Source organism: Candidatus Accumulibacter necessarius (assembly GCF_036625085.1).
In genome coordinates this window covers 144,869-169,580 of sequence record NZ_JAZKUM010000001.1, presented here as the reverse complement: position 1 = coordinate 169,580, position 24,712 = coordinate 144,869, and the positions used below count along the sequence as shown (strand labels likewise).

The following is a 24,712-nucleotide window of genomic DNA, read 5'->3' as shown; positions in this document are numbered from 1 at the left end:
GCTCGCCAGCAGCGACCTGGTGCAAGAATGAGAATTAGTTCTACCTCAGACACTGTTAGGAATCCCGATGACGATACGACCGGATTTGATTGAAAAGCTGCGCGCCAAGCGCGCCAAGCTGACCGAAAACGTCAGTCCCGAGAAGCTGGAAGCGCTGCACGCCAAAGGTTTGTTGTCGGCTCGCGAGCGGCTTGAGACGCTCTTTGATGAGGGCACTTTCCAGGAACTTGGCCTCTACGCTGCGCACGCGGCGACCGCCTTTGGCATGGCGGGACGCGTTCTACCGGCGGACGGCGTGATCGCTGGCAGCGGCTACGTGGGCCCGGGACAGGTGGCCGCTTTCAGCCAGGACTTCAGCGTCGTTGCCGGCACTCTCGGCAAGATGCAGGCGAGAAAGATCACGCGAATCATGCGCCATGCCCTCAAGACCGGCGTGCCACTGGTCGCCTTCAAGGATTCCGGCGGCGCACGGATTCAGGAGGGAGTCGATGCCCTGTCCGGCTACGGCGACGTGTTCTACGCCAATGTCCTGATGTCCGGCGTGGTACCGCAGATCGCCGTGATCTGTGGTCCCTGCGCGGGCGGTGCAGCCTACTCACCGGCACTGATGGACTTCGTGATCATGACGCGCAACAACGCGCACATGTTCCTCACCGGGCCGGAGGTGATCAAGGCGGTGACCGGCCGCGCGACGACGATGGCCGAAGTCGGCAGCGCCGAGATGCACTCGACGGTCAGCGGCAACGCCCACTTCGTTGCTGAGGACGACCGGCATGCCATCACCCTGGTGAAGCAGATACTCTCCTATCTGCCGGCGAACAATACCGAGGACCCGCCGCATGACCTGTCTGTGCCGATCGAGGAGATGGAAGACCCCGGGATCAACGAGTGCATCCCGGACAGCCCATCCGAACCGCTGGATATGTATGCGGTCATTCGCCGGGTGGTGGACAACGGCGAGCTGCTCGAGGTGCATGCCGGCTTTGCCCGCAATGTCATTGTCGGCTTCGCCCGCATCAGCGGTGTCGTGGTCGGCCTGGTCGCCAACCAGCCGATGGTCATGGCCGGCGCGCTGGATCTCAATGCCGCCGACAAGGTGGCCCGCTTTGTCCGGACCTGCAACATCTTCAACGTGCCGTTGGTCACCCTGGTCGATGTTCCGGGCTTCCTGCCGGGAGTCGAGCAGGAACGTGGCGGCATCATCCGTCATGGCGCGAAAATGCTCTCCGCCTACGGCTCGTGTACCGCGCCGAAGATCACGGTGATCCTGCGCAAGGCCTACGGTGGGTCGTATCTCGCGATGTGCAGCCAGGAAATGGGAGCGGACATGGTTTACGCCTGGCCAACCGCGGAGATTGCGGTGATGGGCGCTGAAGCGGCAGTCAAGATCCTCTATCGCAAGGAACTCGAGCAGGCCGAGGATCGTCAGGCGAGAGCGGCTGAGCTGGCGCAGGAATACCGTGACGAGTTCGCCTCGCCCTACGTTTCTGCGAGCAACTTTTACATCACAGACGTCATCGAGCCGCAGGACACGCGCTGGATGGTCGCGCTGGCGCTGCGCAAGATCCTCGACAAGCGTGAACTCAGGCCGGCGAAGAAGCACGGCAATATTCCCATGTAACCGGCGAGCAAAGGAAACCCTACCATGCTGACTGCGGCCATCATCCAGTCTTTCCAGGTCTACGGCATCGCCATCGTCATCTCGCTGCTGGTTGCCGTAGTGATCAAGGTGCTGGTGTACCTGACCGCCCGGATCGAAAAAGCCAAGCCCGTGGATATGCCGACGGGAACGGTGTGCCCGATCGGGCCGGGCGTTCCCGACGAGGACGTGGCGGCGCTGTCAGCGGCCATCTTCGCCGCCATGGGACCGCATCGCATACTTCACATCGCACCCTCAAGCCATGGCTGGGCGAGCGGCGGACGCGCCGCCCAGCATTCATCACATACGCCGGGGCCCGCAGGCCGTGGCCCCCGATAACAGGAGCAAGACATGCCCAGACAATTCAAGGTGACGGTCAACGGACGCGAGTACGATGTAACCGTCCTCGAACTGACAGCCGGCCAGGCAGCGCAGTCACCGGGTCCAGCGCCCGCCGCGGTAGCTGCCGCCGGTAGCGCAACCAGCGCGGCGCCGGCGGCGGCCGCGCCGCAGCAGCAAGCCACGGCCGCCGCCGGTGCAGGCGATGAAGTCGCCGGGATGGGTGGCGTGGTGGTCGAAGTTGATGTAAAGGTTGGCCAGACGGTCGCAGTCGGCGATCGGCTGCTGGTACTCGAAGCGATGAAGATGAAGACACCGGTCGTTGCCAGTCGCGCAGGACATGTGACCCGTGTCCTGGTTTCGCCAGGAGACCCGGTGGAGGGCGGTCAGGCCCTGGTGACCATCGCCTGAGCTGGGCCAACAGGCGGGAGCAAGCTCCTGCCGTCTGCAACTCGATGCGCCGGCGGGCCGTTGCTGCGCTCGCCTGGCGCGAGGACTGAAGCGTATGGAAGGCATTCATTTTCTCGATCTGTTCCAGGGCATTGCCACGCTCGTGGCCTCCGAGCCGAAGATCATGTTCGGTCGCATCTTCCTGATGTTGCTTGGCTTCCTGCTGATCTACCTGGGCTCGAAGAACATTCTCGAGCCCCTGCTGATGATCCCGATGGGCCTGGGAATGTCGGCGGTAAACGCCGGCGTGATGTTTCTCGACGGCCAAAGGATGGGCACGCTGTTCGTCGACCCGCTGATGTCCGATCCGGTCGAGCTGATCAACATCATGCAGATCGACTGGCTACAGCCAATCTACACGCTGACCTTCAGCAATGGCCTGATCGCGTGCCTGGTTTTCATGGGGATCGGCGTCCTGCTCGATGTCGGTTACGTGATGGCAAGGCCCTTCCAGAGCATGTTCATCGCGCTCTTCGCCGAGTTGGGGACGATCGCCGTCTTCCCGATCGCCGTCTGGCTGGGCCTCAATCCCGGCCAAGCCGCGGCCGTAGCAACGATCGGGGGTGCTGACGGGCCGATGGTCTTGTTCACCTCGCTGGTACTGGCCAAGGACCTGTTCGTCCCGATCACCGTCGTCGGCTACCTCTATCTCGGCCTGACCTATGGCGCCTACCCGTATCTGATCAAGTGGCTGGTACCCAAACACATCCGGGGAATCAGCATGGCCGCCGACCGCGGACCGAAGATCAGCCGTTCGCAGAAACTGACCTTCGCGGTGATCGCCTGTACGCTGCTGTGCCTGCTGTTTCCAGTCGCGGCGCCGCTGTTCTTCTCGCTGTTCCTTGGCGTCGCGGTTCGCGAAAGCGGCATCGAGCCCTTTACCAAGCTGCTCGGCGAAGTCTTCCTTTACGGGGCGACGTTTTTCCTCGGCCTGACGCTGGGTGTTCTCTGTGAGGCCAACACCCTGCTCGAGCCGACGGTCCTGAAGCTGCTGCTCTTGGGCATGCTGGCCTTGACCATCTCGGCCCTTGGCGGCCTGCTTGGTGGCTACATCCTTTATTTCTGGACGGGCGGCAAATTCAATCCGATCATCGGCGTCGCCGGGGTCAGTTGCGTACCGACCACCGCTAAAATCGTCCAGAAGGTTGCCAGCTCGGCCAACGCGGGCGCGATCGTCATGCCGCAGGCGCTTGGAGCGAATATCAGTGGCGTGATAACCTCGGCGATCATCGCCGCGACCTTCATCTCGCTGCTGCGCTAGCCGCGCCGAGGGGCTCTCGAGCGACAGGGTCTGTCGGTCTGATGCCGACAGACCAGCAAGGCTGATCGTTCGACCGGAACAAACAGAGCCGCTGTTCGTCCGTTACTTCTCGGCGTCGCTCGCCGGCTTCCCGGCATCGGACGGAAAGCCGGGAAGCGGGATGCTGGTGAACAGGGTGCGGGTCTGGGTCTTGAGCTGGTCCTGCATCTGATGGAGCATCTTCCGGCTCTGCTCCATATAGGTCGCCATCATCGTCTGCATCGCCGGACCCTGGAAATTCATGAACTGCGACCACATGTCGTTCTGCATCTGGGTACTGTTTTCGCCGTAGAGCTGCTGCGACTGGTCCTGCAGCTTTTTCTGGAAGTCGACGAAGGACTTGATGTTGGTTTCCAGATACTTGCCGAGCATTCCCTGCATCGCGTGACCGTAGAAGCGAATCATCTGGGCGAGTAGATCGGTAGTGAACAACGGAATACCAGCCGCCTCCTCCTCGAGGATGATCTGGAGCAGGATGCTGCGCGTAATGTCTTCGCTGGTCTTGGCGTCCAGCACATTGAAGTCCTCCCGGGAAAGCACGAGGTCCTTGACATCGCTCAAGGTGATGTAGGCGCTCGTCTTGGTGTCGTAAAGACGACGGTTCGGGTATTTCTTGATCAGTCGCGGCTGCTCGGGCATGACGACCCTTCCTCCATGTACAGATGACTCGGCGAGCGCTGCTCGACGCTCTTTGGTGCAATGCAGCACAATTATACGCCAGCCAAAAAAAACAGGCCCCTAGTGGAGCCTGTTTTGACCTCCCTGAAGCAAAAACCTGCCCTTACTGATAGTACAGACCGCCACAGATGTTCATCGTCGAACCCGTCATGAAGCCGGCGATGTCCGAAGCGAGATAGGCACAGGCGCCACCGATCTCTTCCGGCTTGGCCAGCCGCTTCATCGGCACCGTGTCGATGATGCCCTGCAGGATCTCCGGCTTGATCGCCATCACCATCGGCGTCGCCACGTAACCGGGGCAAATCGCGTTCACCGTCACCCCCTTCGCTGCCAGTTCGGCGGCCAGCGCCTTGCTGAAGCCGATCACACCCGCCTTGGCGGCCGAGTAGTTGGTCTGGCCGGCCTGACCCTTGAGGCCGTTGAGCGACGAGATGTTGATGATCCGGCCCCAGCCGCGTTCGGCCATCTTCGACGAAACCTGCTTGGTCATGTTGAAGAGGCTATTCAGGTTGGTTGAAATCACGGCATTCCACTGCGCCAGCTCCATGCGTGCGAACATCTTGTCACGGGTGATGCCGGCGTTGTTGACCAGAATGTCGATCGGACCCGCCTTCGCTTCGGCCTCGGCAGCCAGGGCGACACAGGAATCGTAGTCGGAAACGTCACCGGCAACGCAGATGAAGTCGTTGAAGCCAGCTTCCGCCATGGCCTTTGTCCACTCTGCCGGCTTGTCAAACTCCGGATGGTAGGCGGCGACCACCTTGTGGCCAGCCTTGGCCAGTTCCTGGCAGATCGCCGTGCCGATTCCACCCATAGCACCTGTAACCAAAGCAACACGTTGCGTCATAGCTCTTTCCTTTTCTGTTGACGATTGAAACAATTGACGGCACTACGCCGCCAGGATTACAACACCTGCCGAAAATCCAGGACCTCGACTTCGGCACCCCCCCCTGCAGGAGCACTGTTTGCCACCCATCCGGCGACCTAGCTGGCGCTGACTCTGACCGGAATCCCGGCGACGATCGCAGCCCCGATCAATCAACGCAGCCAACTGCCGATTCTGCATTGCAGCATCAGCGCTGTCAATGCCAAGAGTGCCCACAACCCTGCCCCGGGACGCGGCGAGCCCATGGTCATACTATACTGGCCACTCCGCCGCCAGTACCGGGTCGCCTCGACGGCTATAATGTCGGCATGCACATCATCGTGATCGCTTGGCTGTACGTGACCGTGTTGATGGCACTGACCGAAACCAGTGTCGTCGCCGGCGTCCTGTCGCTGGTCTTCTACGGGCTGCTGCCGGTGGCCCTGCTGCTGTGGCTTTTCGGTGGCCCGGCGCGGCGTCGGCGCGCCGCCCGCAGGCCGGAGCCGGCGAATCCCCGGGCCGGCAGCGCAGACGACGAAGTGCGTACGCCCGACCTTGACTAATCCGCCGACAACCAGATCAGCGAGGCCATGCGCCCCGTGACGCCGTCACGGCGGTACGAAAAAAAGCTCGCCTCCTGCACCACCGTGCAATAGCCGCCGCCATAGATGGCCTCGACACCGAGACGGCATAGGCGTTGGCGTGCGAGCAGGTAGATATCGGCCAGCCATCTGCCCACCGGCGCAGCGGCGCGCGGTGGATTTTCCACTCCCCGATCGCCCCCAACGAAACCCGGTTCAGATATCGGCACGGACCTGAACGCTGCTGCCGCCTCCCGATCCGCATCAAGGAACGCCGTCCGCACCTCGTTGCCAACTTCAAAAGCCAGCGGGCCGATGGCAGGCCCCAGATAGGCGATCAGGCTTCGGCCGGGAACGCCCATGACGGCCACTGTCCGCTCCAGGATCCCTGCCTGCAGGCCGCGCCAGCCGGCGTGCGCGGCAGCAACGACGGCGCCAGCCCGGTCACAGAGCAAGACCGGCAGGCAGTCTGCAGTCATCACCGCGCAGACAACGCCAGGGTCGCGTGCAAAGGCCCCGTCGGCAACCACGACATCGGCCGAGCGCCTAGCGGCAACCGCATCTATGACCGTCGTACCATGCACCTGCTGTAACCAGCAGGGTGGGGCCGGCACATATTGATCAAGCTGCTGACGATTGCGGACTACCGCCAAAGGATCATCGCCCACGTGATCCCCAACATTGAGGCTTTTAAACGGATGACCACTCACCCCGCCCTGGCGGGTCGTGATCAGACTGCGCACGCTCGCCGGTGCCGGCCAGTCGGGAACGATCCAGTTCGGGTTCAAGGGGCAAGGCTCAAAGGCGTCGGCCGGGATTGTCGCGTCACTGCTCGCCCAGGTCATCGTCGTCAGTCTCATCGCAACCAATCGCGATCACTTCAGCATTCTCGTCCCAAACCTCACCGCCATCTTCGTCGTCGTCACCCGCCTCGCGACCACGGGCGGCAAGGGCCGCCAGCCGCAGCGTCTTGATCAGCGCCGACATGTCCTCTGGCAATTCCGATTTCCAGAACATCGCTCGACCCGTCAGCGGATGAGTCAGTGCCAGGCGACACGCGTGCAGTGCCTGGCGAGGAAACGACGGTCCCCGCGGCACGCGGCTGGCACCGCCGCCGTACGCAGGGTCGCCCACCAGGGGGTGTCCGACGGCGGTCATGTGAACGCGTATCTGGTGCGTGCGCCCGGTTTCAAGCGCGCATTCGATCAGCGTGCAGGCGACGAACTGCTCCAGGACCCGGTAGTGCGTGCGCGCCGGCTTGCCCGTCTTCACCACGGCCATTCTCGTACGAAGGGTCGGATGGCGGCCGATTGGCGCATCAACGGTTCCTGAGCGGTCGATGATGCCGCGCGCCAGCGCCCGATAGTGGCGCTGGACGCTGCGCGCCTGCAGTTGCCGCACCAGATCGGTCTGCGCCTCAAGTGTCTTGGCGACGACCATCAGCCCGCTGGTATCCTTGTCGAGGCGGTGGACAATACCGGCCCGTGGCACCACGTCGAGCTGCGGCGCATGGAACAACAAGGCGTTGAGCAAGGTGCCACGCCAGTTGCCACTGCCCGGATGAACAACCAGACCGGCCGGCTTGTCGATGACGATCAGGCTGTCATCCTCAAACACCACCTGCAGGGGGATATCCTCGGGCGTAGACGATTCTGCGCGTTCATCGCTTGCCTCGGCGAGCTGGATGGTTTCGCCGGCCCAGAGTTTATGTCGTGGCTCAACGACTGGCGCCCCGCCCACCGCGACCCGCCCCTCGCGTATCCAGCCCTGCAGGCGGCTACGCGAATGCCGCGCCAGCAGGCGCGCGAGCACCTGATCAAGCCGTTGTCCGCTGGAATCTGCGGGCACGATCAAGGCAATTTGGAGGTTTGCGCTATAATCGCCGGGCCCGATATTCTGCCTTGGCGTACCCGCCGGCGATTTTCTTTTCTCTGGATCTCTCATCATGCGTAGTTTAGCGGTTATCGCAACGCTTTTTGTCGCGTCTCTGATCGCGGGCTGTGGACTTCTCCCGGAAAGCAAGGATGAAACCATCGGCTGGTCGGCCAACAAGCTTTACGCGGAGGCCAAGGACGCCCTCAACGAGGGTGCTTACGCCAGGTCGATCAAGTACTTTGAAAAGCTCGAATCGCGTTATCCCTACGGCCGCTACGCGCAGCAGGCGCAGATCGACATCGCCTACGCCTACTGGAAAGACCAGGAGCCGGCTTCGGCGATTGCCGCCTGCGATCGCTTCATCAAGCTGCATCCGAACCACCCCAACGTCGACTACGTCTACTACCTGAGAGGGCTGATCAACTTCAACGAAGACCTCGGCCTGCTCGGGGTCATCAGCAATCAGGACATGACGGAACGCGACCCCAAGGGTGCCCGGGAATCGTTTGACGCCTTCCGCGAACTGGTCACACGCTTTCCCGACAGCAAATACACGCCTGATGCGCTCCTGCGCATGAAGTACCTGGTCAATGCCCTGGCCTCGCTCGAGCTGCATGTCGCTCGCTACTACATGAAACGCGGCGCCTATCTGGCGGCAGCCAACCGGGCCCAGTACGCCGTCTTGAACTATCCGGAGGCGCCGGCAACCGAGGAAGCGCTGTTCATCATGGTCAAGGCCTATGACTCGCTCGGCCTCACCGATCTGCGTGACGACGCCGAACGCGTGATGCGAAAGAACTTTCCCAACAGCGTATACTATGTTCGCGGCCTCGAGCGCAAGGAGCCGTGGTGGAAACTCTGGTAGGACTGCCGTCCCGCCGCTGCTGCAGAGGCAATCAATGCCGCACGATTCATCGCTACACGACCGGTTGACCGCTTCAGACCGACTGCTTGATCGCCAGGACGGCCTGGTTACGCAGGGTCCTCAGCAAGGATAGCTCCTTTTCGGAAATCACGATCTCGCCTGCCAGGGCACGGTCGGCATAGATCATGGCCACCGCATTCCCCTTGATGCAGAGCGGAAAAACGACGAACGTCTCGGCGGCCACCGCCTTGCGGAACCACTCCGGGATGCGCGCCGAGATCTTGGGGTCGTTGGTATCGCTGATCAGGATATCAACCCCGTTGGCAAGCGCCGCATGAAAGATATCCGGTGCAAACACCAGTGAAAACCTGAAGCGCCTGGCAATCTCCAACGCATCGGGACCAAAGCCGAAGCGACCCAACATCGAATTGCTGCGCGCCTCACGGATACACAGGATGACGCGCTTGAACCCTTTCGCCCGGTAAATCGTTTCGAGAGTGATCCGCAGAACATCGTTCAGCTTGAAGTCGCTGACCAGGGCATTGCTCACCTCCTGTATGCCGGCCAACAGAATCACTTCGCTGGCGACGGTAGCAGTCACGGAAACGGCTTCAACGCCGTGCTTGACCACCGGGTCGCCCGCTGCCGCCGCTGGAATGACGTCCGAAAGTAGCGTGCCGTTCAACCCATCGTCAGCGACCGGCGTCGCCTCGACCGTTGACGAACCGCTCTGGGCTCCGCCCCAGGCCCTGATCTGCCTGCCAAAGCGCGTCTGCTGCAGATTCAGGTGAATGCTGCGGGCAAACTGCGCCATCTGTTCAAGCGACTTGTCCAGGGATCTGCGCAACTGCTGCTCGTCGAGGGCGATGGCCTCGCCGAAGCGCGTCGCGATCGTCCGTAGTTCCTTCTGCTGCCGCTCGGCTGCCGTATCAGCGATCACCGTGCACAACTCATTCGACAGCGCCGAGAGAACGCGCAAGCGATCCTCAGGGTTGAGCGGGCGACGAATACTGCCCGCCGGAAGCCGGCGCATGCTGTTGACGATCAGCCTCGGAAATCCCCAGGCCTGGGCAATTCCGACGCCAAGGTCTTCGAAAGATATCCCCAGCACCTGCAGCGCGGCAGCTTCTTCAGAGCAGCCTTTCTGCAACAACGCGCGCCTGATTTCGGCACTTTCTTCGGGAAAGTAATACTGGCTCAGCAGACGGCCCAGGTTGTGGAACATCGAGCAGATGAATACCTGCTCGATGTCCTGGCGCGAGGCACTGCTGCTGCCGATTTCCCTGGCCAGCACACCCGCCAGATTGGCCCGCAGGAACTCATCCTTGAGCTGAGTGGCGTTGTCCTTGTGCTGCAGGTGCTCGAGGAGGAGCACCGTGATGGCAATACTGCGCACTGCATCGAGGCCGAGAACGACCACTGCGCGCGAGACGGTACTGATGTTGCCACCCCCTGCCTGCTGGTAGTAGACCGAGTTGACCATCCGCAGGAGCTTGTTGGTCAGCGAGAAATCCTTGAGGATCGCGTTCGACACTTCGGAAATGCTCTGATTTTCCGAGGCGGTAATCCGGTTGATCGCCCCGACCGACTCAGACAGAGCCGGGAAATCGCTCTTGTGCCGCATCCGCCGCAGCAGGAAGTCAATCGTGCTCTGCCTGGAATCGGTGGCAGCCGCCGCGGCTTCCGGCTCAAGGTAGTCGTCCAGCGCCTCGCGCATCTGCGCTGCGGATTCGTATCGGCTCTCCGGATCACGAGCCAGCGCCCGATGCAGGAGATGCACCAGGCGCTCGTCAAACAGGCTGCTGGTTGCCGGCGGGAGCCGGATGTCCTCGCTGCTTATGCGCTTCATCACCTGCTGGACGTGATTGCCCGGAACCGCGCGCTCACCGGTCAGCAACTCGTAAAAAACCAGGCCAGCAGAAAAAATGTCGGACCGCTCGCTGCTCATGCGCTGCGAGATGTATTCCGGCGCCATGTAGGCGGGCGTCCCGGTCAACTGGCCGCCATCGTCCGCCACCGCCTCAACACGCGCCGCGATACCAAAATCCATCACCCGCGGCACCCCCTCGTCGTCGATCAGAATGTTGCTCGGCTTGAGGTCACGATGAATGATTCCCGCCGCATGCGCGTGGGTGATCGCATCGAGGATCGGCTGCATGATCGCGATCGCCCGGGTCGGCGTCAGTGCGCCGCCGGCCTTCAGGTACTCGGCAAGATTCTTGCCCGGCACATACTGGAAAACAAGATAGAGCTCCCCCCGCTCCTCGGCCGCCTCGAAAATCGGAACGATACTCGGGTGCCGCAACTGGCTGACCATCCGCGCCTCTGCCAGCAACTGGCGGTTCTGCGATGCATCCGGGTGAGCGAAGTGCACCGTCTTGATCGCCACCTGCCGCTGCAGATGCGGATCGCGTGCGAGATAAACGATGCTTTGGGCGCCACGACCCAGCTCACGCATGATCTCGAAACGCCCAACGTGCTTGCTCATGTCTCTTCCTCTGCCGGTGCATCCTCTGCCGGCGCAAGCTCTTCGAGATCACCGAGACGCAACTGTGCTTCGATCACCGGCAGCGCTTCAACCCCTTTCAGCTTGCGCTCGATCTGTCGCGTCCGGACGCCCGCCGATTCGATGCTCCGGCTTGCCTGCTCGAGCTTTCGCCGGGTTAACTCCAGGGCCTCGCCGAACTTGCCAAACTCGGTCTTGACCGCACCCAGGACCGCCCACACCTCGGACGAGCGGCGCTCGATGGCCAGCGTGCGGAAACCCATCTGCAGACTGTTGAGCAGGGCGGCCAGCGTCGTCGGCCCTGCAATGCAGATTCTCAGATCGCGCTGCAGGCTATCAACCAGCCCCGGTCGCCGCAGCGCTTCTGCGTACAACCCCTCGGTCGGCAGATAAAGGATCGCGAAATCGGTCGTGTACGGCGGCTCGACGTACTTGTCGCGAATCTTTCTCGCCTCGTCGCGAAGGCGCACTTCCAGCGCCTTTATCGCCGTCTCGAGCGCCGCCGGATCGGCTCGCTCCTGCGCATCGAGCAGGCGCTGATAGTCCTCGAGCGGGAACTTCGCATCGATCGGCAGCCACACCGGCCGTTGTTCGTCCTCGCCCGTCGCCAGCCCGGGCAGACGTATGGCAAACTCCACCCGATCGGGACTGCCTGGCCGGGTGGCCACGTTCTTGCCATATTGCTCGGCGATCAGTAGTTGATCCAGCAGCGCCTCCAGCTGCACCTCACCCCAGGTACCGCGCGTCTTGACGTTGGTCAGGACCCGCTTCAGGTCGCCAACGCCAGTGGCCAGCGTCTGCATCTCGCCAAGCCCTCGATGGACCTGTTCGAGGCGATCGCTGACCAGCTTGAAGGATTCACCAAGCCGCTGCTCGAGCGTCGCATGCAGCTTTTCATCGACTGTTCGACGCATCTCTTCCAGCTGTAGCGCATTGTCGCTCTGCATCGCGGCGAGCCGTGCCTCAAGGGCCAGCCGCAGGCTCTCGAAACGCTGCTCATTGCTGTTGGTCAGGCGCGACAGTTGCTGCGCAAAGGACTCCAGTTGCTGCGCCTGCAACTTGCCGAGTTGGGCCAGTTGTGCAGCCAGTGTCTGTGCCAGGCGGCTCAGCGACAGCGACTGCTCATCCCGGTCGCCGCGCGCGGCTTTTGCCGCCTCCTGCCGTCCCTGGGCCAGTTCCTGGCGCAGTTCGCGCTCGAATCGATCAAGACCGCCCTGAATGTCGCGCCAGCGCGAGTCAAGCATTGCGCGCGCCAGCCCGGCGCGTACCAGCACCAGCGCCTGCAGCGCGATCACCACGATGCCAATCGCCAGCGCGACATACAGCAGGCCGCCCTCAGTCATGCGCCGCCTCTTTCAGGTAAAGGCTTGATCGACCGACAACTGCCAGGAGGTCCTATTTCAAGGACATGACCACCCGGCGTTCCTTGCCCGGTGCAGCCGACTCCGCCTTGCCGTCGGGCGCGACGAGCTTCACCGGCAGCTGGAACAGACGCTCCGAGGGAACCTCATGCGCAACCAGCCAGTCAAGCACGGCTTTTGCCCGCCGGTCGGCAAGATGACGTAGATCCTCTTCATCGACCGTGGAGTTGGTCAGGATCAGCTTCTCCATTTCCTCTACCGGCAACCCCTTCACGAGGCCAATCAGATTGCGCGGCTTGGGAAACTTTTCGGCCCGGTACACTTGCTCAAGCAATACCGGATATTCTTTCGAACTGACCTCGACCGCGTCCGCCGAGCCGCTCTCGACGGCTTTCTTGGTCAGTTCCTCGCGTTTCAACGCCCGCACCTTGCGCTCCAGACGAGCGCGCTTCAATCCCTCGGGGTCGCTCTCCGAGTCCGCATGCCCTTCGATTTCAAGCCGGAGCGCCGGCCGGTCGAGCAACGCCCTGGCCAGATTCTCCAGGCGCTGCTGCGACGCCTGCGTGATCGCCGCTCGTCCGGCATCGAATTCGATTTGCGACAAATCCTCGCCACCGGCGAAAACCGACCCCAGCAAGGCAAAGGGCGAGGTCACTGCCTTGACCAGCAGGTTCATTATCACCTTGACGACCAGACCGCCGACACTGAACTCCGGATCATCGAGCGAACCGGCCATCGGCAGATTGATGTCGATCTCGCCTCTCAGGTTCTTGAGCAGGGCCACGGCAAGGGTAACCGGCAGCTTGGTGGCGTCGGGGCTTGCGACCGCTTCGCCGAAGGTGAGCTGATCAAGAAACACCCGGTTCTCGGCGACCAGCTGCCTGTTCTCGATCTTGTACTTGACGAACAGCGACAACTTGCCTTTTTCGATCGCATAGCCAGCATACTTTGCCGAATACGGCGACAGCGAGGTCATCTCGATGCCCTTGATATCGGCCTGCAGGTCGAGATAGGGGACAGCCGACAGCGGGTTGAGTCGCCCGCTGACGTTCAGCGGCGCGATATTGTCATAACTGCCGCGCAGCTCGAGAGTTGCGACGCTGTCAGCCGCCGATGACAGCCCGCTGATGGTGCCACCGATTTTCTTCAGATTCGCCGAGTAATTCGGCTTGATGAAATTGTCGCTGAACCTGATATCGCCACCCTGCAGCGTGATTTTCCCGATCTTTACCGGCAGCGGCGACTTGCCGGTGGCAGCCACCGGTGCGACGGCCTTGCCTTCCCCGGCAACCACCGCTGGCGCCACCGGTGCCGCTTCGCTCTGGCGAACAATCTGCAACAGGTTGAGCTTGCCTTCACGATTGATGATCACACGGGCGAAGAAATCGGCCAACGCCACTTCGCCGATCGACACCGAATCCGGATTCAGACGCAGGTCGAGCCTGGCCAGATAGAGGGACTTCCACTTCAGGAAATCGGCAGAATTGATTTTGTCGACCGCGTAGAAATCGCCCACCGTCACCTGCCCGGTGAACCCCCCACTCAGCCCCGTGCGATCTGCCGCCGCTGTGGGCTCCTGACGCAGCTGGACGGCACCGTCCAGAGCCACCTGGCCACGCGTGACATCGATGTTCAAGTGCTCGGTAAAGTAAGGCTGCAACGGGAGCAGTTGCAGGGCCTTGACCGCCACCCTGAGGTCTGCAGCAAACGGGAAGGCCTGGATGTTGCCACCCGCCTCGATCTCGCCCTTTCCATTCAGCCTGAAACGGGTCGTCAACTTGGCGATGCTGCCGGGCTTGGTGGACAGATTCTCGGCGTCGACGCTCATCCCCTCAATCGTGTGCGTCGCCGCCGGCGACACGGCAGCATCCTCGAAGCGCAGTGCGATGTCTTCCCCATGAAACTTGCCGACGGTCAACTTCCAGGGAGCCGCGGCATCCTTCTGCGAGGCCGCGACAACGCGCAAGGCAGGGGGCTGCACGAAGTCGATGCTGCCGTCAGCAGCGCGCCGGATCAGCAGCCCGCCGCCACGACCGGCCACTTCATCGATCACCACTTCGCGCTGCGCGAGATCGAGCCGTCCTCCCTTGACCGAAGCAGCGTTGCCCTTGATCCACGGCTCAGCCTGCAAGCGCCACACCGCATCGAACTCGGCCGGTGTGCCACCCTTGCGGGCGAGCTTTCGCACGCTCAGATCAAGCCCTTCGATACTCGCGTTGAACGGCTTGCCATGCGACTCGTCCAGCCAGCGGAGGGCGCCACCCGTCACCTTCAGCTCACCCAGTGACCACTCTGGCGGCGCAGACTTGTCCGGAGTTTTTGTTTCGGGCGCGGCAGCCCCGCGCGCCGCGAGCTCCCGGCTGAAGAACTCGATCCAGTTGATTGTTCCCTGCCGACTGACCCGCGCATGAATCTCGGGAGAATCGACTGACACGCGGTCGATCACGAACTGCTGCCGCAGCGGATCAAGCGTACCGACGAGCAGCTCCAGACGCTTGAGAGAAACCAGTGGCGCGCCGGAAGGATCTTTGACCTCCACATCGTTGATCACCAGGCTGCCCGAGAGTGCGAGCGCCGACGGAGTACCTGCCTGCCGCCGGAAGCTGAGCTTCAGATCACTGTCGAGCACACCGGAAACCCACTGGATTGGCAAGCGTATCGGCAGGTAATCGAGATACTTGCCCAGTTGCAGGTCACGAAAATCAAGCGCCAGTTCGCTTTCCATGGCCTCGGCGAAGGGTTTGCTCCTGCCCTGGACGATCAGCGGAGAACCATTGATCGACGCCGAGAACGCCGGCTCAACGAAGATCTCGGTGGCAGCGGGCAAGCTCGAGACAAAGGGCAAGGCAATGGTGACATCGCTGATGACGTGCTTTTCGCCAAGCAACTGGTCTTCGAAGTCGATCTTGCCGCCGCTGATCTGGATGTTGTTGAGCGAGAACGCGGGCGTCGGGTCGTCGGACGGCGGCCTCGCCAGGAACTCGTCGATCAGGTCAGAGAAGTTGAAGCGTCCGTCAGGCAGGCGGACGACCCGCAACGCCGGACCGACGAGCTTGAGCTCACTGATCACCGGCCCGCCACGAAAGATCGAACTGGACTCGACGTTGAAGTACAACTGTTCAAAGCCCGCCGCCTTGCCGCTGCCGTCCTTCTCCTGGACCGCAAGGCCGTCAACTTGCACCGAAAGCGTGTAGGGGTTTATGCTCAGGCCTTCGACGGTCACCGGTCGTTGCAAGGCCTTGGCAAGCTGGTCGACCAGGATCGATTTGACGACCGGTGGCAGAACCAGAAACCCGAGCACGCCGATGACGAGCAAGACCAGCGCGATGCGCAACCCGTATTTCTTGATGCTCCTGGAAGCAGTCGCGCTGGATGCAGCGGTTGTTTCAGTCATGGCAACGGACCACAGGCTGGCTGGGGAAAGCGTCAATTTAGCACGAAGAGGCGTTGCCCGCCTGAAAGCGAGCCGCGGATCGCGCGGCCGGCGCCCGCTGGCCACCAGCGGTCTCCAGGCGCTGACGCCAACCCGTTCCCGGCAACAGGGACAATGAATTCGTCTTTGCCGCCCAGGGTCGTCGTCGTCGATGACAGCGACCTGATGCGAACGTTGCTGCGCGGCATCCTGCGCGATAACGAATACCAGGTCGTCGGCGAAGCGAAGAACGGGGTCGGCGCGCTCGAACTCGCCGAACGCCTGCGGCCTGACATCATCTGCATGGACGTGATCATGCCCGAGATGGGTGGCCTCGAAGCGCTGCAGACGATCAAGGCAATGCACCCCGAAATCATCGTCGTGATGCTGACCGACAGCCCAACGGTGGAAAACGTCCGCGAATCGATTCAGGGCGGCGCCAGTGGCCTGATCATCAAGCCATTCAACCCCGGCAAGGTGCTCGACACCATCGGCCGGGCCTGGCAGTCAGCCAGGCGACCCGCCGCGTCACCACAAGCGCTCTGAAGCCGCCTTCAGAAGCTGTTCTTCCACTCGCGCAACGCGGCAAATACCGCCACCTCATCGGCCGCCGCAGGCGCCCGGCGGCGCGCTGATGCTGCCACTTCCTGTTCGCCGCACCGCAGGAAGGGGTTGCTCGCCTTTTCAATCGCCATCGTCGAAGGCACCGTCGCCAAGCCGCTGGCGCGAGCCCGTGTGACCTCGTGGACCCGTCTTTGCAGCCGACGATTGCCGGGCTCGACCGCCAGCGCGAAGCGCAGATTCGCCTGGGTGTATTCATGTGCGCAATAAACCGCCGTCTCATCCGGCAGCTCCGCCAGCCGCGCCAGCGAATCGGCCATCTGCGCCGCTGTCCCTTCGAAAAGACGGCCACAGCCGCCGGCGAACAGGGTATCGCCACAGAACAGGCAGCCTGCGCCATAATACGCAATGTGCCCCAGCGTATGTCCTGGCACCGCGATCACCTGAAACTCGACGTCACAGGCCGCGATGCGCACCGTCTCGCCGCCAGATAGCGGCCTGCTGAGGCCGGTAATCGACTCCGCCGCCGGGCCGAAGACCTCGGCCGGATAGTGCGCCAGCAGCTCCACCACCCCGCCCTGATGATCGGCATGGTGATGGGTGACCAGTATGCTGGCCAGCGACAGCCCCTCCCGGTCAAGCAGATCGAGCACCGGGCGCGCATCGCCAGGATCGACGACCGCGGCTGATGCGCCTTTGCGCAGCAGCCAGATATAGTTATCCTTGAAAGCCGGAATACGAATGACGTTTAACATTGCTGGATTTTGGAAGAACTGCAGAAAATGTCAATTCCCGGCCTCGACACCTGGCTGCAAAGCCCGCAAGGGCGCTATGTCATGGCCTGGGAACAAGCCACGATCGATGCCGTGGTGGCCGACCTTTTCGGCTACCACGCGCTCCAGCTGGGTCTGCCGCAGCGCGCACTGCTGCTCCACAACCGCATCCCCCTGCGCCAGGTGGTCAGCGACTCAGGCAGGGTTGACGTCCGCTGTGACCTGCGGCAACTGCCCTTCGCCGCGCACAGCATCGATCTGGTGGTGATGGCGCACGCACTCGAATTCCATGACGACCCGCACCAGATTCTGCACGAAGTCGAGCGCGTCCTGATTCCCGAAGGCGAACTGATCATCACCGGGTTCAACCCTATCTCGATCTGGGGCCTGCGCCAACGGCTTCCCAACTGCCCTGGCGACTTCCCCTGGAGCGGGCATTACCTGTCGGTGCGACGTCTCAAGGACTGGCTGCAACTGCTGGGCTTCGAGGTTGAACGGGGCAGCTTCGGCTGTTACGCGCCGCCGTGCACCCATGAACGCTGGCTGCAGCGCTGGCAGTTCATGGAATCCGTCGGCGATCGCTGGTGGACCTTTGCCGGCGGCGTTTACCTCCTGCGCGCGATCAAGCGCGTGCATGGCATGCGCCTGATACTGCCGAGCTGGAAACAGCAGAGGTCGCCGCGTAAGGCTCTGTCCGCCGTCAGCAAGAAGGAAGCACCGCATGAGCGATGAAGACGTCGTGACCATCCACGCCGACGGCGGCTGCCGAGGCAACCCGGGACCCGGCGGCTGGGGGGCGCTGCTGCAAGCAGGAGACCGCGAGAAGGAGCTCTGGGGAGGCGAAGCGGCCACCACCAACAACCGGATGGAGCTGACTGCAGCCATACGCGCACTCGAAGCGCTCAAGCGACCGGCAACCGTTCATCTGCATACCGACTCGCAGTACGTGCAGAAAGGCATCAGCGAGTGGATTCGCAACTGGAAGCGAAACGGCTGGCGCACCGCCGACAGGCAGCCGGTGAAGAACGCCGACCTCTGGCAACGCCTTGACGAACTGGCTGCCCGGCACCAGATCAAATGGTGCTGGGTAAAGGGGCACGCGGGACACGCCGGCAACGAACGGGCCGATGCTCTGGCCAATCGCGGCATGGACGAATTGCAGCGCACCCGCAACTCCCAATAACTCAGGCAATGGAGAGGCCCATGCGCCAGATCTTTCTCGATACTGAAACGACCGGCCTGGAGCACAAGCTGGGGCACCGGATCATCGAAATCGCCGGCGTCGAGATGCGTAACCGGCGACTGACCAGCCGCCACTTCCACAGCTACCTTAATCCGGAACGGGAGATCGACACCGGCGCCCTCTCGGTGCACGGAATCAGCCGCGAGTTTCTCCTCGACAAGCCGCGTTTTGCCGACATCGCTGCCGAATTTCTCGACTTCGTACGCGGGGCCGAGCTGGTCATCCACAACGCCGCCTTTGACGTCGGCTTCCTCAATGCCGAACTCGCTCTGCTTGACATGGCCCCCGTGGACACGGTCTGCCACGCGATCTGCGACACCCTGCGCATGGCCAAGGAGCTTTACCCCGGCAAGAAGAACAACCTCAACGCACTCTGCGAACGCTACGGCGTCGACAACTCGCAACGCACCCTGCATGGCGCCTTGCTCGACGCGGAGATTCTGGCCGAGGTCTATCTCGCGATGACCCGCGGCCAGGAAAGTCTGATCATCGATCTCGGTGACGATCATTCGGGCGGGATTGAGGCGGCCCGCAGAACGTCGTGCAGCAGCCAGGCCCGCACGCAGATCGTCAGGCGCGCCAGCCCGGATGAACTCGTCGAACACGAGCAGGTATTGGCCGCCGTCGAACAGGCGAGCAAGGGCCAGTGTCTGTGGCTGCACACCGGGACCGGTCGCTGATTCGACGTGAGGCGATTGCCAGCAATCGCTCGATCACATGCCGACCGAGGGTGCGCCGCCCACACCCCAGCTTTACGCAGCGCGCGCCGCGACCGGCGTCAACAGAGCGCTGTTCGTGCGAGAAAGTACCGTGAATCAGCTGTCGCCGGGGGTTTCGGGCGTCCGCCTTGGCCGTCGAACGTGTCGTTTCGGCGGGCGCGCTTCGGGCGAGCGGGCTTCAGGCTGGGCGTCCGAGCCTGTTTCAGGCCTGGCAGCGGGCGGCCGCGGGTCGGGCCGCGGGCCAGGGGGCCGTGGTCCGCTCTTCCGTTGTTCCGGACGCCGGCCGGTGCCGGGTGCACCCTGGCGCCGCTCCTGTTGCCGATCGGGCTGTCTGTCCAAAGGCCGGTCCGACTCACGGTTTCCCGGAGCGAGCGTGATCTCGATCTCGATAATTTCATCCCATTGCTCGTCAGTGCGATCGCGCTCGGGGATGCTGAGAAGTTCGCGGAGCCGACGCCGCGGATCCAGAGGGGGCGTTTCATTCATGCTGCCATTATGACTCACACAGCCGCTGTCGTTCAACAAGCATGAACGTTACGGGCGGGCAAGAGGGTCAATAACCGGCCCAAGGCCACCTGAAACGGCCCCGGCTGCGGGAAAAAGCGATCGCGGCGGTGCGGCACGAGGAAAGGCGCAGGAAAAAGGCCCGCTGCGAGGCGGGCCTTTTAATTCCCCGACACCCCGGAGTAACCCAAGGATCGGCGGACTCGATGCTGCCGGTAACCGCGGCAGGAAACCGGCGAATGATCAGTGCTGAGCCCGCAGGCTGGCAGCAAAAGTGGTCTGCAGAACTTCCGGAAACTGAAAGCGTGCAAGGGTATCGTGGATATCTGCCTCGTTGATGCCGCCACTGCCATCCTGAAAGCGGATTCCGAGCGGTCGACCGTTGGCAGCCAGGGTGGCGAAAGCAAAGCGCCAGCGCTGCGCTTCAGCCAGCCGCTCGCGCAGCTCGTTTTCATTGCTGATTTCCACACCCGCCTGCTTGAGTGAATCGAGGAACTGGTCAAAAGACTCGCTGCTTAAGCTACCCATTATCTTGTTCTCCTGTCGAAGTGTACCTGCATGCCACCCATGGGCCGAATAACGCTCGCTCCGGATAGCGGTTGACAAGAACCATCAAGAAAACCGCTATCGCCGATCGAAGGCGCCGATCGTTGTGGATTGGCGCTGCGGTCGCCGTCCCGGAAACGTCCGGCGACGCCGCAAGCGTATAGAATGCGGCCATGACTCAGTCGCGGACACGCATGCCGAAAAGCCACCCATGCCTTGAGCTCCTTGCCCCGGCCAGGAACGCGGACTTCGGTATCGAAGCGATCGTCCACGGTGCCGACGCCGTCTACATCGGCGGACCAGCCTTTGGCGCCCGCGCCAGAGCGGACAATTCGGTCGCCGACATCGAGCGTCTTGCGAGCTACGCGCATCGCTACCATGCGCGCGTCCTGGTCGCACTGAATACCCTGCTCAAGGACGAGGAACTCGAACCGGCACGTCGCCTGATCTGGCAACTGCACGCTGCCGGCGCTGACGCCCTGATCATTCAGGACATGGGTCTGCTCGAACTCGACCTGCCGCCAATCCAGTTGCACGCCAGCACACAGACCAACATCCGCTCGGTCGAAAAAGCCAGATTCCTCGCAGACGTCGGCTTTTCGCAGATCGTTCTGGCGCGCGAACTGGCGCTCGATCAGATCCGAGCCATTGCCGCAGAAACCAGCGCCGTGCTCGAGTTCTTCGTGCACGGCGCCCTCTGCGTCAGTTACAGCGGCCTGTGCAACCTCAGCTACGCGCAGACCGGGCGCAGCGCCAACCGTGGCGACTGTTCGCAGGCCTGCCGGCTGCCCTACTCGCTGGCCGACCAGCAGGGGCAAATCGTTGCCGCCAACCGGCACCTGCTGTCGATGAAGGACAACCATCAGGCGGACAACCTGCGCGCTCTGATCGATGCCGGAATCAGCTCGTTCAAGATCGAGGGACGCCTGAAGGACCTCGCCTACGTCAAGAACGTCACGGCGTATTACCGCCTGCAGCTCGACGAAATCCTCGCCGAACGCCCCGATCGCCGGCGCAGCTCATCGGGTGACAGCCGCTTCCTGTTCACGCCGCAGCCCGAGAAGACCTTCAACCGCGGCGCCACCGACTATTTCGTGACCGGCCGCAAGGGCGATATCGGCGCTTTTGAATCGCCCAAGTTCATCGGCGATGAAATCGGCACGGTCAGCCGGCTGGGACGCGACAGCTTCGAGCTGAGCAGCCAGACACCACTGCACAATGGTGATGGGATCACCTGGTTCGACGCCGCGCAGGAAGTCCATGGCCTGGCGATCAACCGGGCCGAAAAATTCGACCGCGGCTATCGCCTGTTCCCGCAACTGCGCGACGGCAAACCGCTTCCCCCCGAGCTTCAGGTTGGCACCCGGATTTACCGCAATCGCGATCAGGCATTCGAACGTCAGCTGGCAAAGAAGTCGGCCGAGCGCAGGGTCCCGGTTGGCCTGCGCCTGACCGACCATGCCGAGGGCTTCACCCTGACGATGACCGATGACCAAGGCGTCAGCGGTGCCGCCAGGCTTGCTCACGTCATGGAAGTGGCGCAAGACGGCGAACAGGCGCGGACGACGGTACGCCAGCAGCTCGGCCGACTGGGCAACACGCTCTACGCCGCGACGAGCATCGTCGTCGAGTTCGCCGCGGACTGGTTTCTTCCGGCAACGGTGCTCAACCAGTTGCGGCGTGACGCCGTTGCCGCTCTCGACGCCGCCCGCCTCGCGGCCTACCAGCGGCCGCCACGCCGCCAGCCGCTCGAGCCACCACCGACCTATCCCGAGCACTCGCTTGACTACCTGGCCGGCGTGTGCAACCAGAGAGCACGCGCCTTCTACGCCCGCCACGGCGTGCAGGTGATCGAACCCGCGTACGAATGCGGCCAGGAAAAGGGCGAGGTATCGCTGATGATTACCAGGCACTGCCTGCGCTACAGCTTCAATCTGTGCCCGAAGCAGGTCAAGGGACTGCGCCCCGATCCGATGATCCTGATCAACGGCAACGAAAAGCTCACCCTGCGCTTCGACTGCAAGGCCTGCGAAATGCACGTCGTCGGCAAGCTGAGGAAGCAGCGAACGCTGCGCCTCAGCGAGAAATGGCCGACAGTGTGAATCGCCGGCGGCCTCGACCCGAAGCCGGTGTCACGCTCACCACCGCTCAGTAATGCGGCGGCAGTTCCTCACGCGGGGACTGCTCGCCCGAAGCGGCCAGAACGTCCTGGAGTTGTTGTTGCAGCTGGCGCAGTTGCCGCTGCAACAGTTCGATCTGCTGCTGCTGTCGGTAAACAGTGAGATTGACTTCTTCCATCAGATCCTCGGCCAGGCTGATCCGGGACTCGACTTCGACAAGGCGTTGTTCCATGGCTGAATCTCCGGTACAGGATCAGCCCGGCTCGCCTTCGAGGCGGTTGATGATCGGCGTCAAGGCATCGACCGGATACACCAGGGGAACCATCAGGTCGTCAACGCGGGTGAACACGCCGACCTCTTGCGGATTGGCACTGAACAGTATGTGGTGATTGCTAATGCCATCGACGTTGAGCCACAGAGTCCCCTCGCGGTCGAGCGGGGTGTGGCCGACAATGAAGGGGGTGTCCTTGTCGAGTTGCAGCGCGCGCCGAAAATGCTTGACATCGCTCCGGCCATAACCCTGAGGCCGGTTAGGCCGCCGCAGGCGGTTGTTGATCAATTCGAGGATCAGCGATGGATGACGGTGGATATTCACCAGCATCTCCTTGCTGACCCTGGTCGTGGGTGCCGCGGCGTGGCAAGCAATAAAGTCCTGTGAAGCAACCACGTAGGGTAACCGCCGGTAGAACTCCTCCATGGCCTTCAGATAAACCGTGCCCCGTCGATCGGCAAGTTCCTTCGCCCACAGCAGGCCCTGCGGAATCCCATCCTTCGACATATCCTCTGAGAACGAATCGTGGTTGCCACGAACGTAGAATACCTGCTCGGGAAAACGCAGCTTGAGCCGGAAGATGAGATCCATGAGGAGCATCGAACTTCCCATCTCCCTGAGCTGCCCGTCCACCTCGGAATGGACCGCGTCACCCAGAATCACCAGGGCGGCAGTGCCCTCCTCGAGCGCGTCGAGGAAAGCATTCTGGCTCAACACGGTCAGCAGATTGTCGATCTGTGCATGCAGGTCGGCAACCAGAATCGGGGTCAGCTTCCTGGGCAGCATCAGCAACCCACCCGGCATGCCGTGGTCATCTCTCGGACGATAGCTCTCATGCTGCAACAGCCGATTGACCTCTTCAATGAGCCCCAAGGCATCTTCTTTCGGCAACAGTTCGAGCGGGCCGCCGAAAATCTCGCGCAGACGCCGGAACCTGTTCTCAGGAATCCACCTGGTTTCCCTGAACGCCGGACCGATCGCCGCACCCAAATCGCTCAGATTGCGAAAGACCAGAGCGTCCCGACCATGGATGACGACCAGGTGCTCCTCGTCAACCGCAGCAGGGTATTGGAATATCGCCTGCTGGAGGACATCCCCCGACCCCAGAGACAGCCAGCTCTTCGGAGTGAGACGTAGAAAACCGCCAATCTGGCCGGGATGGGAGAGCGGGTCGATGATGACGAAGTTACTCCCTTGGCGGGTAGCCTGCCCCCGCTCGTTGAGTCGGGTTTCGGGATAGAGATGTAGCTTCTTGTCGTTCAAACCAAGGGTGATCTCGATCGGCATGCCATCGAGAGGAACCCTCACCTTGGTGCTGCCCAGGCGATACGCGTCTCCCAGCTTGAGATTGTGACCCCAGCCGAAGCCCAGTCTGGCAACCACCGCTCTAAAGCGCGCCAGCAGACTGGAAAACACCCAGGGACGTCGCCTGGCAATTGTGTTCACGGCAGCGACCGCAAATCGACGAAGCGCAGCGGCTGGGTCTCCATCCCTTCGCGAAGATAGACATAAAACCCGTGATTGTGCAGGTGCTCGGCAAGACGGCGAAACACGTCGAGCTGTGCGATGCAGATCTCCAGGCTGAGCTGTTCGTCCACCGGGTGGGTGCTATGCCGGGCCCGCGCCGTCCGGCGCTGAAAAACCAACTCGGCGGGCGGCAGCAGAAACTCGAATACGTAACGGCGGTACCAGTCAACCGAGAAGAAATAGCGTTTGTGAGGCGGCAGCACGATGCGGTCGAACGCAACCGCCGGCAGCGGATCGCGGTCGAGAAACTGGGCATCAAAAACCGATACCGCGTTGGTCAGACCACAAAAGGGAATGCCGAGATGAATCTCCCGCGGTCGCACAGAGAGGATTTCCGATCTCCACCAGTGCTTCTGGGCGAGGTCCAGATAGCCTTCCTCCGACCAACCGCCGAGACGCCTGATCAAGGTGCTCTTGCCGGCACCGGGAGGACCAGTGACCAGAATCTGGCGAAAGCGAATGTCGCCGGGGAAGTCGATTCCCTTGAAATTCTGCAGCGATTCAATGGACTCGGTTGACAGTTCCGGCATGGCGCCACTTTCACTCGTTAGGCAATAGCCAGGCGGCAGCCCAAAGA

Annotated in this window: 23 protein-coding genes; 11 read left to right on the top strand and 12 right to left on the bottom strand. The window is 62.3% G+C overall.

The features are described 5' to 3' along the window. Nucleotides 1-67 precede the first annotated feature (67 nt). The 4 genes from V5B44_RS00855 to V5B44_RS00840 all read left to right on the top strand — a co-directional run bounded on the left by V5B44_RS00855 (nt 68) and on the right by V5B44_RS00840 (nt 3,689). Nucleotides 68-1,621 carry an acyl-CoA carboxylase subunit beta gene (locus V5B44_RS00855; RefSeq protein ID WP_332357254.1) on the top strand — a complete coding sequence of 518 codons (1,554 nt, stop codon included), beginning with the start codon at nt 68-70 and terminating at the stop codon, nt 1,619-1,621. Nucleotides 1,622-1,645: 24 nt separating this feature from the next. Beyond that, nucleotides 1,646-1,978 (top strand): hypothetical protein, encoded by a 333-nt coding sequence (locus V5B44_RS00850; protein WP_332357253.1) that lies wholly within the window; start codon nt 1,646-1,648, stop codon nt 1,976-1,978. 12 nt (nt 1,979-1,990) lie between these two features. Beyond that, on the top strand, nt 1,991-2,389 hold the full coding sequence (locus V5B44_RS00845) for a biotin/lipoyl-containing protein (protein WP_332357252.1): 399 nt from the start codon (nt 1,991-1,993) through the stop codon (nt 2,387-2,389). A 94-nt stretch (nt 2,390-2,483) separates the two neighbouring features. Beyond that, nucleotides 2,484-3,689 carry a sodium ion-translocating decarboxylase subunit beta gene (locus tag V5B44_RS00840; protein ID WP_332357251.1) on the top strand — a complete coding sequence of 402 codons (1,206 nt, stop codon included), beginning with the start codon at nt 2,484-2,486 and terminating at the stop codon, nt 3,687-3,689. 102 nt (nt 3,690-3,791) lie between these two features. On the opposite strand, the gene phaR is transcribed toward V5B44_RS00840, so the two are convergent. Both phaR and phbB read right to left on the bottom strand, forming a co-directional pair. Then, complete coding sequence (phaR, locus tag V5B44_RS00835) at nt 3,792-4,367, bottom strand: polyhydroxyalkanoate synthesis repressor PhaR (RefSeq protein ID WP_332357250.1); 576 nt, start codon at nt 4,365-4,367, stop codon at nt 3,792-3,794. 142 nt (nt 4,368-4,509) lie between these two features. Beyond that, nucleotides 4,510-5,253, bottom strand: a complete 744-nt coding sequence (gene phbB / locus V5B44_RS00830) for an acetoacetyl-CoA reductase (protein ID WP_332357249.1) — start codon at nt 5,251-5,253, stop codon at nt 4,510-4,512. A 347-nt stretch (nt 5,254-5,600) separates the two neighbouring features. Here phbB and V5B44_RS00825 point away from each other — a divergent pair, with 347 nt between their 5' ends. Further along, nucleotides 5,601-5,834 (top strand): hypothetical protein, encoded by a 234-nt coding sequence (locus tag V5B44_RS00825; RefSeq protein WP_332357248.1) that lies wholly within the window; start codon nt 5,601-5,603, stop codon nt 5,832-5,834. Here V5B44_RS00825 and pgeF read toward each other — a convergent pair. Both pgeF and rluD read right to left on the bottom strand, forming a co-directional pair. After that, nucleotides 5,831-6,697, bottom strand: a complete 867-nt coding sequence (gene pgeF / locus V5B44_RS00820) for a peptidoglycan editing factor PgeF (protein ID WP_332357247.1) — start codon at nt 6,695-6,697, stop codon at nt 5,831-5,833. The genes V5B44_RS00825 and pgeF overlap by 4 nt on opposite strands. Beyond that, a complete protein-coding gene (gene rluD, locus V5B44_RS00815; RefSeq protein ID WP_332357858.1) occupies nt 6,678-7,796 on the bottom strand; it encodes a 23S rRNA pseudouridine(1911/1915/1917) synthase RluD in 1,119 nt (372 codons plus the stop codon). The genes pgeF and rluD overlap by 20 nt, the downstream gene beginning before the upstream one ends. A gap of 1 nt (nt 7,797) precedes the next feature. Here rluD and V5B44_RS00810 point away from each other — a divergent pair, with 1 nt between their 5' ends. Next, complete coding sequence (locus tag V5B44_RS00810; protein ID WP_332357246.1) at nt 7,798-8,592, top strand: outer membrane protein assembly factor BamD; 795 nt, start codon at nt 7,798-7,800, stop codon at nt 8,590-8,592. A gap of 73 nt (nt 8,593-8,665) precedes the next feature. Here V5B44_RS00810 and V5B44_RS00805 read toward each other — a convergent pair whose 3' ends face one another. From V5B44_RS00805 to V5B44_RS00795, 3 genes are read right to left on the bottom strand one after another with little or no spacing between them, the layout of a single operon-like run. Continuing rightward, entirely contained in the window at nt 8,666-11,080 is a 2,415-nt protein-coding gene (locus V5B44_RS00805) for a protein kinase domain-containing protein (protein WP_332357245.1), read from the bottom strand. Then, the gene (gene rmuC, locus V5B44_RS00800) at nt 11,077-12,441 is read right to left on the bottom strand and encodes a DNA recombination protein RmuC (protein ID WP_332357244.1); all 1,365 of its coding nucleotides are present in this window, start codon (nt 12,439-12,441) and stop codon (nt 11,077-11,079) included. The genes V5B44_RS00805 and rmuC overlap by 4 nt, the downstream gene beginning before the upstream one ends. A 52-nt stretch (nt 12,442-12,493) precedes the next feature. Next, nucleotides 12,494-15,853 carry a DUF748 domain-containing protein gene (locus V5B44_RS00795; protein ID WP_332357243.1) on the bottom strand — a complete coding sequence of 1,120 codons (3,360 nt, stop codon included), beginning with the start codon at nt 15,851-15,853 and terminating at the stop codon, nt 12,494-12,496. A gap of 153 nt (nt 15,854-16,006) precedes the next feature. Between V5B44_RS00795 and V5B44_RS00790 the strand changes: the two genes are divergently transcribed. Further along, a complete protein-coding gene (locus V5B44_RS00790) occupies nt 16,007-16,417 on the top strand; it encodes a response regulator (protein WP_332357242.1) in 411 nt (136 codons plus the stop codon). An 8-nt stretch (nt 16,418-16,425) separates the two neighbouring features. On the opposite strand, the gene gloB is transcribed toward V5B44_RS00790, so the two are convergent. Next, nucleotides 16,426-17,187, bottom strand: coding sequence for a hydroxyacylglutathione hydrolase (gene gloB / locus V5B44_RS00785; RefSeq protein WP_332357241.1), 762 nt, complete (start codon nt 17,185-17,187; stop codon nt 16,426-16,428). A gap of 27 nt (nt 17,188-17,214) precedes the next feature. Here gloB and V5B44_RS00780 point away from each other — a divergent pair, with 27 nt between their 5' ends. Genes V5B44_RS00780 through dnaQ form a run of 3 tightly spaced genes read left to right on the top strand, consistent with a single transcriptional unit; the run spans nt 17,215 to nt 19,128 of the window. After that, a complete protein-coding gene (locus V5B44_RS00780; RefSeq protein ID WP_332357240.1) occupies nt 17,215-17,937 on the top strand; it encodes a class I SAM-dependent methyltransferase in 723 nt (240 codons plus the stop codon). Next, entirely contained in the window at nt 17,927-18,388 is a 462-nt protein-coding gene (gene rnhA / locus V5B44_RS00775; RefSeq protein ID WP_332357239.1) for a ribonuclease HI, read from the top strand. The genes V5B44_RS00780 and rnhA overlap by 11 nt, the downstream gene beginning before the upstream one ends. Nucleotides 18,389-18,408: 20 nt before the next feature. After that, entirely contained in the window at nt 18,409-19,128 is a 720-nt protein-coding gene (dnaQ, locus tag V5B44_RS00770; protein ID WP_332357238.1) for a DNA polymerase III subunit epsilon, read from the top strand. Nucleotides 19,129-19,914: 786 nt separating this feature from the next. Here the strand turns inward: dnaQ and V5B44_RS00765 are convergent. Continuing rightward, nucleotides 19,915-20,199, bottom strand: coding sequence for a hypothetical protein (locus V5B44_RS00765; protein WP_332357237.1), 285 nt, complete (start codon nt 20,197-20,199; stop codon nt 19,915-19,917). A gap of 212 nt (nt 20,200-20,411) precedes the next feature. Here V5B44_RS00765 and V5B44_RS00760 point away from each other — a divergent pair, with 212 nt between their 5' ends. After that, nucleotides 20,412-22,319 (top strand): peptidase U32 family protein, encoded by a 1,908-nt coding sequence (locus V5B44_RS00760; RefSeq protein ID WP_434735398.1) that lies wholly within the window; start codon nt 20,412-20,414, stop codon nt 22,317-22,319. A gap of 46 nt (nt 22,320-22,365) precedes the next feature. On the opposite strand, the gene V5B44_RS00755 is transcribed toward V5B44_RS00760, so the two are convergent. From V5B44_RS00755 to V5B44_RS00745, 3 genes are read right to left on the bottom strand one after another with little or no spacing between them, the layout of a single operon-like run. Then, complete coding sequence (locus tag V5B44_RS00755) at nt 22,366-22,569, bottom strand: SlyX family protein (RefSeq protein WP_332357235.1); 204 nt, start codon at nt 22,567-22,569, stop codon at nt 22,366-22,368. A gap of 21 nt (nt 22,570-22,590) precedes the next feature. Next, entirely contained in the window at nt 22,591-24,054 is a 1,464-nt protein-coding gene (locus tag V5B44_RS00750) for a metallophosphoesterase (RefSeq protein WP_332357234.1), read from the bottom strand. Next, nucleotides 24,051-24,665, bottom strand: a complete 615-nt coding sequence (locus V5B44_RS00745) for a serine/threonine protein phosphatase (RefSeq protein ID WP_332357233.1) — start codon at nt 24,663-24,665, stop codon at nt 24,051-24,053. The genes V5B44_RS00750 and V5B44_RS00745 overlap by 4 nt, the downstream gene beginning before the upstream one ends. Nucleotides 24,666-24,712: the final 47 nt, after the last annotated feature.

What these genes read in the sequence shown, in the direction of transcription:
- V5B44_RS00855 (WP_332357254.1), top strand. Translation starts at nt 68, where the DNA reads ATGACGATACGACCGGATTTGATTGAAAAGCTGCGCGCCAAGCGCGCC.
- V5B44_RS00850 (WP_332357253.1), top strand. Translation starts at nt 1,646, where the DNA reads ATGCTGACTGCGGCCATCATCCAGTCTTTCCAGGTCTACGGCATCGCC.
- V5B44_RS00845 (WP_332357252.1), top strand. Translation starts at nt 1,991, where the DNA reads ATGCCCAGACAATTCAAGGTGACGGTCAACGGACGCGAGTACGATGTA.
- V5B44_RS00840 (WP_332357251.1), top strand. Translation starts at nt 2,484, where the DNA reads ATGGAAGGCATTCATTTTCTCGATCTGTTCCAGGGCATTGCCACGCTC.
- phaR (WP_332357250.1), bottom strand. Translation starts at nt 4,367, where the DNA reads ATGCCCGAGCAGCCGCGACTGATCAAGAAATACCCGAACCGTCGTCTT.
- phbB (WP_332357249.1), bottom strand. Translation starts at nt 5,253, where the DNA reads ATGACGCAACGTGTTGCTTTGGTTACAGGTGCTATGGGTGGAATCGGC.
- V5B44_RS00825 (WP_332357248.1), top strand. Translation starts at nt 5,601, where the DNA reads ATGCACATCATCGTGATCGCTTGGCTGTACGTGACCGTGTTGATGGCA.
- pgeF (WP_332357247.1), bottom strand. Translation starts at nt 6,697, where the DNA reads ATGACCTGGGCGAGCAGTGACGCGACAATCCCGGCCGACGCCTTTGAG.
- rluD (WP_332357858.1), bottom strand. Translation starts at nt 7,796, where the DNA reads ATGAGAGATCCAGAGAAAAGAAAATCGCCGGCGGGTACGCCAAGGCAG.
- V5B44_RS00810 (WP_332357246.1), top strand. Translation starts at nt 7,798, where the DNA reads ATGCGTAGTTTAGCGGTTATCGCAACGCTTTTTGTCGCGTCTCTGATC.
- V5B44_RS00805 (WP_332357245.1), bottom strand. Translation starts at nt 11,080, where the DNA reads ATGAGCAAGCACGTTGGGCGTTTCGAGATCATGCGTGAGCTGGGTCGT.
- rmuC (WP_332357244.1), bottom strand. Translation starts at nt 12,441, where the DNA reads ATGACTGAGGGCGGCCTGCTGTATGTCGCGCTGGCGATTGGCATCGTG.
- V5B44_RS00795 (WP_332357243.1), bottom strand. Translation starts at nt 15,853, where the DNA reads ATGACTGAAACAACCGCTGCATCCAGCGCGACTGCTTCCAGGAGCATC.
- V5B44_RS00790 (WP_332357242.1), top strand. Translation starts at nt 16,007, where the DNA reads ATGAATTCGTCTTTGCCGCCCAGGGTCGTCGTCGTCGATGACAGCGAC.
- gloB (WP_332357241.1), bottom strand. Translation starts at nt 17,187, where the DNA reads ATGTTAAACGTCATTCGTATTCCGGCTTTCAAGGATAACTATATCTGG.
- V5B44_RS00780 (WP_332357240.1), top strand. Translation starts at nt 17,215, where the DNA reads ATGTCAATTCCCGGCCTCGACACCTGGCTGCAAAGCCCGCAAGGGCGC.
- rnhA (WP_332357239.1), top strand. Translation starts at nt 17,927, where the DNA reads ATGAGCGATGAAGACGTCGTGACCATCCACGCCGACGGCGGCTGCCGA.
- dnaQ (WP_332357238.1), top strand. Translation starts at nt 18,409, where the DNA reads ATGCGCCAGATCTTTCTCGATACTGAAACGACCGGCCTGGAGCACAAG.
- V5B44_RS00765 (WP_332357237.1), bottom strand. Translation starts at nt 20,199, where the DNA reads ATGGGTAGCTTAAGCAGCGAGTCTTTTGACCAGTTCCTCGATTCACTC.
- V5B44_RS00760 (WP_434735398.1), top strand. Translation starts at nt 20,412, where the DNA reads ATGCCGAAAAGCCACCCATGCCTTGAGCTCCTTGCCCCGGCCAGGAAC.
- V5B44_RS00755 (WP_332357235.1), bottom strand. Translation starts at nt 22,569, where the DNA reads ATGGAACAACGCCTTGTCGAAGTCGAGTCCCGGATCAGCCTGGCCGAG.
- V5B44_RS00745 (WP_332357233.1), bottom strand. Translation starts at nt 24,665, where the DNA reads ATGCCGGAACTGTCAACCGAGTCCATTGAATCGCTGCAGAATTTCAAG.